The sequence below is a fragment of the Pseudonocardia sp. Ae717_Ps2 genome (assembly GCF_001932475.1).
Lineage (GTDB): Bacteria > Actinomycetota > Actinomycetes > Mycobacteriales > Pseudonocardiaceae > Pseudonocardia.
Window position 1 is genome coordinate 23,567 of sequence record NZ_MCIS01000014.1, and the last position, 6,721, is coordinate 30,287.

General features: G+C 71.1%; 9 protein-coding genes and 1 pseudogene. 2 read left to right on the plus strand and 8 right to left on the minus strand.

Annotation, left to right across the window (positions count from 1 at the left end; all coding sequences use genetic code 11):
* Positions 1–11: 11 nt before the first annotated feature.
* From Ae717Ps2_RS37775 to Ae717Ps2_RS33000, 7 genes are all read right to left on the minus strand, one after another.
* On the minus strand, positions 12–1,340 hold the full coding sequence (locus Ae717Ps2_RS37775; RefSeq protein ID WP_158071620.1) for a hypothetical protein: 1,329 nt from the start codon (positions 1,338–1,340) through the stop codon (positions 12–14).
* Between the two features lie 7 nt (positions 1,341–1,347).
* Positions 1,348–1,779: a hypothetical protein gene (locus tag Ae717Ps2_RS32975; protein ID WP_075334824.1), complete on the minus strand. Its 432-nt coding sequence runs from the start codon at positions 1,777–1,779 to the stop codon at positions 1,348–1,350.
* Positions 1,780–1,803: 24 nt separating this feature from the next.
* The gene (locus Ae717Ps2_RS32980; protein WP_075334806.1) at positions 1,804–2,244 is read right to left on the minus strand and encodes a hypothetical protein; all 441 of its coding nucleotides are present in this window, start codon (positions 2,242–2,244) and stop codon (positions 1,804–1,806) included.
* A 124-nt stretch (positions 2,245–2,368) separates the two neighbouring features.
* Positions 2,369–2,674 (minus strand): hypothetical protein, encoded by a 306-nt coding sequence (locus Ae717Ps2_RS32985; RefSeq protein WP_075334805.1) that lies wholly within the window; start codon positions 2,672–2,674, stop codon positions 2,369–2,371.
* A gap of 178 nt (positions 2,675–2,852) precedes the next feature.
* Positions 2,853–3,545 (minus strand): hypothetical protein, encoded by a 693-nt coding sequence (locus Ae717Ps2_RS32990; RefSeq protein WP_075334825.1) that lies wholly within the window; start codon positions 3,543–3,545, stop codon positions 2,853–2,855.
* Positions 3,546–4,074: 529 nt separating this feature from the next.
* On the minus strand, positions 4,075–4,416 hold the full coding sequence (locus Ae717Ps2_RS32995; RefSeq protein WP_075334826.1) for a hypothetical protein: 342 nt from the start codon (positions 4,414–4,416) through the stop codon (positions 4,075–4,077).
* Positions 4,413–4,727 (minus strand): hypothetical protein, encoded by a 315-nt coding sequence (locus Ae717Ps2_RS33000; RefSeq protein WP_075334827.1) that lies wholly within the window; start codon positions 4,725–4,727, stop codon positions 4,413–4,415. The genes Ae717Ps2_RS32995 and Ae717Ps2_RS33000 overlap by 4 nt, the downstream gene beginning before the upstream one ends.
* Before the next feature lie 551 nt (positions 4,728–5,278).
* On the opposite strand from Ae717Ps2_RS33000, the pseudogene Ae717Ps2_RS40710 reads away from it, so the two are divergent.
* Positions 5,279–5,458, plus strand: a pseudogene (locus tag Ae717Ps2_RS40710) (helix-turn-helix transcriptional regulator); the annotation flags it as partial.
* 171 nt (positions 5,459–5,629) lie between these two features.
* On the opposite strand, the gene Ae717Ps2_RS38630 reads toward Ae717Ps2_RS40710, so the two are convergent.
* Positions 5,630–5,872, minus strand: coding sequence for a hypothetical protein (locus Ae717Ps2_RS38630; RefSeq protein WP_198932388.1), 243 nt, complete (start codon positions 5,870–5,872; stop codon positions 5,630–5,632).
* Positions 5,873–6,534: 662 nt separating this feature from the next.
* On the opposite strand from Ae717Ps2_RS38630, the gene Ae717Ps2_RS37780 reads away from it, so the two are divergent.
* Positions 6,535–6,721: dihydrofolate reductase family protein (locus tag Ae717Ps2_RS37780; RefSeq protein ID WP_198932387.1), on the plus strand; the 187-nt coding region annotated here is incomplete at its 3' end.

A 6,721-nucleotide genomic window follows, 5' to 3' on the forward strand; every position in this document is an offset into this window, starting at 1 on the left:
CTGTTGTCGGGCTAGGAGGCGGTGCCCACGTAGGTGCCGTTGACGGTTCCGGCGATGGTGTCGTCGCTGAGGAGCTGGTCCTGGTGGGCGATGTGGCGGTCGAAGTGCTCACCGGCGCTCGTGGCGGTGCCGGCGGCGGTCTGGAAGCTCTCCAGCATCTGGCTGAGCTGGGCGATCGGCTCGCCGGCCACCCCGCGGCCCTCCAGGGCCGCGATGCTCTGCTCGATCTGCTGTGCGGCGTTCTCGGCGAGGGTGCGCATGGAATCGGCGAAGCGCTTCGCGGCGTGCGGGTCGAGGGTCTCGCCGCTGGCCATGTCGGTGGTGCTGGTGGTCATGGTGGGTGCCTCCGTGTTGAGGGTGTCGCCCCGGCCGGGGCTGGCCGGGGTGGTCTGGGGGTCCTGGATGATCTCCGCGTCGAGGACCTCCGCATCGCCGGCGTCAACCGCCACGACGTCGTCTCTCTCGTCCTGGCGGCCGCCGGCCATGAGGGTGAGCGGCGGGCGAGGGGTGTGCGGCTCGTCGACGATCTCGGCGTCGATGATCTCGTCGAGGTCGAGGTCGAGGTCGAGGTCGAGGTCGAGGTCGTCTGCCTCGGAGTGGTCGGCGGGGTCGTCGCGGTGGACCTGGGTGGTGGGGTCGACGTGGTGGACCTCGTGCACCTGCGTCACTCGCACGTCGATCGGTTCGCGGTGGTCCTCATGCGAGCCCGGGTCCGCAGCCCGGCCAGCCTGGTCGCCCGCGGCGCCGGTCGCGTAATTGCGGGTGCCAGCGGTTTCATATTCGTCGTCGTTATTGCTGGCAGAATTTTCGTGCTGCTCCGGGGTGCTTTCTGCGCCGCGGGCCGCCGGTCCGGTGGGGTCGGGTTCGCTGGTGGGGTTGTCGTTGTTGGTTCCGGTGGCGTCGGTCGGTTCGTGGTCGACGATGTGGACCTTCTGCGTGTGCTCGCTCGGGACGTCCCGCTCGTCGGTGCTGGTGGTGGCGTTGGGTGTGGTGGTCGGGTCGGTCGTGGCGGGTCGGCGGGCGGCGGCGCGCTCGCGGTGGCGTTCGGCGGCCTGGTCCCAGGTGTCGGCCCACAGGCCGGCGAAGTAGGACCGGGCCGGGCCCCGGGGCTTGTCGGGTCGCGGGTGCGGGTGGGCGATCCGGTCGGCGATCCGGGACCCGATCGCGCTCCCGACGGTCTGACCGCCACGGGCCATGGCCCGCTCGTGAGCCTGCGCTGAACGCTGGCGGTGCGCGGCGATGCGCGGGGACTCGGTCCCCCTCGCGGTCGCTACGAGGTCGGTGACTCCGTAGCGGGTCAGGCCCCAGGCCATAAGCAGGGAAAACAGGACGATCTCCATGCTCTGATCACCCGAGCCCGTTGAACGCCGCGCCGACGTTCGCCATGCCGGTGGAGAAGGCGTCCATCACCGTCGAGAGCAGCGGTACGCCGGCGTCGATGACGATCGTGGGGAGAGCGAGTGCGAGGAAGGCGTGCCAGCGCTTCGGCCGGGCCTTCCGCGGGTGGATGCCCTTGATGGCGACCTCCAGGGTCGCGACCAGGGCGAGGCCGGCGACGAGGGTGGAGGTGCCGATCCCGATCAGGGACCCGGTGGTGGTGCCGATGGTGCCCATCGCCCGGTTGATCAGGGCCCCGAGGACGCCTCCCACGACTCCGCCGAGGCCGAGGCCGGCGATGAGGAACAGGAGCACGGTGAACTTCGGGGCGTCCTTGTGGAACCACAGCCAGGCCCCCACGACGAGGGAGAGTCCGGCGATGGTGAGCAGCGATCCGGTCATGATCGTTCCTTTCGTCGTGGCAGGTCAGAGACCGAGCCAGTAGGGGATGGTCAGCCAGTCCGGGATGAACCAGCCCAGGACTGGGAGCCCGTTGAGGGCGGTGGCGGTGGTCGAGACAGCGGCGACCGCGGCCGCGGCCCGCCCGGGGCGGGCGACGGCCCAGACCGACAGGTAGGCGACGGTCGAGACCGGGATGGCCGCGGTGTAGGTCCAGGCCAGTGCGACGCGGCGCTGCCAGCCGTCGGTGCGGGTACTCCACTCGCCGTGGCGTGCGTAGGCGATGTGGTCGAGCAGGGAGTTCGGGCGCTCGCGCACGAACCGCAGCTCGGAGACGAACTCGCGCCCGGCCCGCTGCATGCCCGTGTGCACCCGCTCGTGCAGCGAGCTCACCGCGCTCGACGTCGTCTCCGGGGTCGAGGAGGTCGGCTCGATCTCCTGGCCGGGCCACGCCGGCCCTGGCGCCACCGGTGCCCGGTCGGCCCGGGCGGGCTCGGCCGGACGGTCGGCGACGACGTGCAGGTCCGGGCGGGCTGGCGGCGGGGTGGACCGATCCGCTGGCGCAGGGGTTTCCCAGGGCAGGGGGTGGGGCTCATCGTGGGCTCCTCTCCACGCCGCCGGGCTGGTGGCGACGGCGCTGCTCGATCAGGGCCTCCCCGGCCCGCCAGACGTGGCGGGACAGGTCGTTGAGGGCCAGGTCCACGCCCTGGGGGTCGTAGACCTGCTGTGCGGCGGCGGCTGAGCGCAGGAAGTCCACGGCGGCGGCGAGCCGCTCGTGGCCGCTGTGCGCGGCTGCGGCGCGGTCGCGGGCCTTGTGCTCGATCCGATCGGCGAGGGTGGCCTCGGCGTGGGCCCGGCGCTGGCGCCGGCCCGCTCGGTTGCTGGTCGGGGTGCTCATGCCGCCTCGCTCCCGGCCTCGATGGCCGCGCTCTCGCAATTCTGCTGGCCGATTTGCTTGCTGTTCTGCACGCGGTCCTGCCTGCTGGTGGCGCTGTCGAGGTCCTCGTGAAGCACGGCCAGCAGGGCGCTGGCGCGGTCGGTGCCGATCGCGTGCCCGGCGGCCCGCAGCCCGCTGATCAGGGCGACCGGCTGATCCGGCGGCCTTCCTCGAGGTGCATCCGCTCGGCGATCGCACGGCCCGCCTCGACCAGCTCCGGCTCGAACCCCTCGCTGTCGAGTGCGCGCTCGGTGCCCCGGCCGGAGTGCTCCGTGCTGGGGCCGGGCTGCTCGCCCACGGCGTTCGCGCCGGGCCGGTCCAGCTCCGACCGCAGCGCGGCCGCCTCGGTGAGGACCTGGTCGTGGGCCTGCTTCAGGTGCTCCAGCTCCTCGCCGGCGGCGGCGAGCCGGACGTGGGCCTGCTCGGCGGCGGCGAGCAGGCTCTGCTCACGCTCGACCAGCTCACCGCGCACAGCCGCGACCTCGCCCACTGCCCGGTCCCGTTCGGCTGCGACGTCGGCGAGGGCCTGGTCCCGCTCGGCCGCGGTGGTCGCGGCGGCCTCGACCTCGCAGAGCAGCGCGTCGACGACCTCGACTTCGAGCATCCCGGCGCGGGTGAGGGTCCAGGCGTGGTTCCAGGCGGCGTCGGCGTCGACGATCGGGTCGGCGCTGGTGGGGCCGAGCTGCAGGCGCCGCGACCACGCCCGCCACGACACGATCGGGAACCGGGCGGCGCGGGCCAGGCCCGTGAGCCGGCGCCGGCGACGGAGCCCGTCGGCGCGGGCGGTCCGCTCGTGCTGCGACAGCAGCTCGACCAGACCGAACCCGACCAAGCGACGCGACCGCGAACACGGTCCCGACCTGCCAGTTCGGCAGGTAGTGGCTCAGGTTCAGGCCCGCGGCGGTGAGCGCGATCGTCCACATCCCGGCCGCCAGACTTCCGGCCGGCTGACCGGCCCCGCTCGGCCTGGTGACGACGCCAGGCCAGCAGCCACGCTGCGCCCTCCAGCATCAGCGGCACCAGCGCCGGCAACAGCCCCGGCAGGTGCATCACGTCCTTGCCGAACTGGTACTGCCCCGAGGTCGCGATCAGCGTCGGCGCGGCGCAAGCCACCAGGCCCGCCACCGCGGGCGCCGAACGCCGCCCCGCGACCCCGCGGGCCCGCCACAGGTCACGGCGGCCCTGCTGTGCGACTTGCCGGTCGACGCGCCGCTGGGTGACCGTGGCGGCCGCGCGCTCGGCGCGGCGCGCTGCGGTCTCCTCGCGGATCGACTCCGCGCGGGCACGGCGCTCCTCGGCGTCAGCCGCGGCGCGCTGGCGCTCGACGCGCGCGGCGGCCCAGTCCGTCGTGCTCACGATGCTCAGTCCTCCTGCGTCGATCCGGTGGCCGGGGCGTCCTGCTCGCGCCGGACCTGGAACTCGGCCTCGTCGAGCTGGGTGTGCTGCTCACCGAGGGCGTCGGCGAGCAGCTGCAGCGTCTGGCGCCGCCGGCGATGACGGCGGTTCAGCGCGGCGACCTCGGCGGCGTTCTGAACGTCCTGCTCGGCGATGGCGGCCTCGACGATCCGGGCCAGCTCGTCGGTCTGACGGGCGTAGGCGCCGACCAGGTCCGCGCCCGACACGACGTCGCTGACCTCGGGTACCTCACGGGCCGCGGGCACCAGGGCCAGCAGCTCCTGCAGAGAGGTGCGCTCGATGCTCACGCCGCCACCGCCGGATCCGCGGCCGCGGGACGCGGCATCCGCCGGTTCGCCCGGTTCGCCCGGCGCTCCTCGCGGGTCGTACCGCCCCAGACGCCCCACTCCCGGCGTCGCTGGCCCCTGCTCGCACAGCGCCCGCACCGGGCACCCCGAGCAGATCGAGCGCGCCTCGGCGACGGCCTGTTCGCTTCCTCGATCGGGAAGAACACCTCGATGTCGACGCCGAGGCAGTGGCGCCCCGGGTCGTCGAGGTGACGGGGGCTGGGGCCGGCGGCCTCGTAGGCCCTCCCGACCGCGTACGTACCGTTGGACATGCGGGTCGTCTCCTTCGTTCGACTTGGTGTGCGACCCTGCAAGGGCCTCGACGGGGATGCAGCCCGTCGGGGCCGTCGCTGTACGAGCCTTGTAAACCTTGCATGCGTTGCGCCATGGACGATAGAGGCCTGACCCTGAAGTCTTGAAAGGGTTGCATGGCTGGTTTTTTTTGCGGATGTTGTGGGATGGTGGCGCCGTGGCGGTCCAAGGGAAGCGACGACTGGTCGGAACCGGTGTTGCGGCTACAGAGCTCGGAGTCGATCCGGCCACGTTTGTGGCGCTGGGCGAAGGCGGGGGTGGTCGAACCGAGCTGCGCACCGCCGGAGGTCATCTGAGATGGGACCTGGAGTCCCTACGTCGCCAGATCGACGCTCTTCCTGACGAAGTCCCCGGTGAGCCTGTCGAGGGCTCGTCGCCCGCCTCGGAAGGATGATTTGAAGGCGCCACGTCATAACAATCGGTCGATTCGTGGACGGTGGCTAGACCTTCGTGATTGCCAGGCGTTGACAACACTTTGGAAATTTTGGCAATTCGGCTCCGGTGATCTGTCATGACGTTCGGGGAAGCCCTGCGTGAGGCGCGCCTTCGAGCTGGACTGAAGCAGTCGCAGCTAGCCCGACAGCTGTACGTATCCCCAGCTCAGCTATGCCGCATCGAGAAGGGCGAGCGGAGGGCAAGTCCTGAACTCGCAGGGCGTGCAGACGACGTACTGGGTACCGGGAAACGGCTCCGGGAGGAGCTGGTCGGGCGCTCGCACTCAACCGCTGACGCAGTAGCGTCGGGGGAACTCGGACCCTTGGTTGCGAGTCAGACGCCCAGAGGGGAGACAGTTTTCGTGCCCGCATCGCGACGAGATTTCCTGGCGGGCATGTTCGGCGCCGCTTTGGCCGGCCTCGGGCACTCACCGGCTTTCGGCGGCGAGAGCATCAAGCCCGCGGCCTACTTCCGAGCGGCTCGGGACACCCTGATCTCCATCGACAACCTGATGGGCCCCCGACGTGCCATCCCAGAGGTCCTCGGACAGCTTCGTGAACTTGACGCCGCGCGTCGAGCTGCGCGCGGGATCGACGGCAAGGAGCTGGTCCACCTGCAGGCGAACTTCGGTGAGCTGTGCGGATGGATGCACCAGGACCTGGGTGACCACCAGGGCGCAAGGCTCTGGACCGACCGTGCGTTGGAGTGGGCCCACATTGCTGGGGACCCCGAGCTGACTGCCTACGTCCTCAGCAGGAAGGCGCACCTGGCCAGCGACATGGGCGACGGCCAGAGCGCCCGCGAGATCGCCGATGCGGCTGTCCGGATCGCTCCGAACAGCCGGCTGGAGAGCACCGCTCGGGTCTACGGAGCTCACGGGTTCGCGCTCGAAGGCGCTGCTACTGAGACGGATCGGGCATACGACTTGGCACATGCGGCTGCTGCGAAGCCGAAGGGCGACGCCACACGAGGCAGATGGCTCGATGGCAACTACATCGAGGCCCAGCGCGGCCGATCGCTCGTTGCCTTAGGCCGGTACCACGCAGCCGTGGACGTGTTCGAGACCGCCATCGCCACCCTGCCCCACGGCTACCGGCGTGACCAGGGGGTCTATCTAGCCCGCCAGGCACTGGCCCATGCGGGGAACCACGACGGCGATGCAGCAGCGACCGCGGGTATCGAGGCTCTGCAGATCGCTCAGGAGACCCATTCCGGGCGGATCGCGACCAGCTTGCTCGTGTGCTTCCCCGAGGTGCCACGGGCATTGCTGGCACGTTCCACGATCGATTCTCCGCCGCGGTGTCGGCGGAGTAGGACGAGAGGAGTCCAGCTGTGCGCCCGTATGTCCTGCTCAGCGTGGCGATGTCCATCGACGGCTATATCGACGACGCCTCCGACGAGCGACTGCTGCTGTCCAACTCGGCTGATTTCGACCGTGTCGACGAGGTCCGCGCCCAATCTGACGCGATCATGATCGGGGCCGGGACTCTCCGTGCCGACAACCCACGTCTGCTGGTCA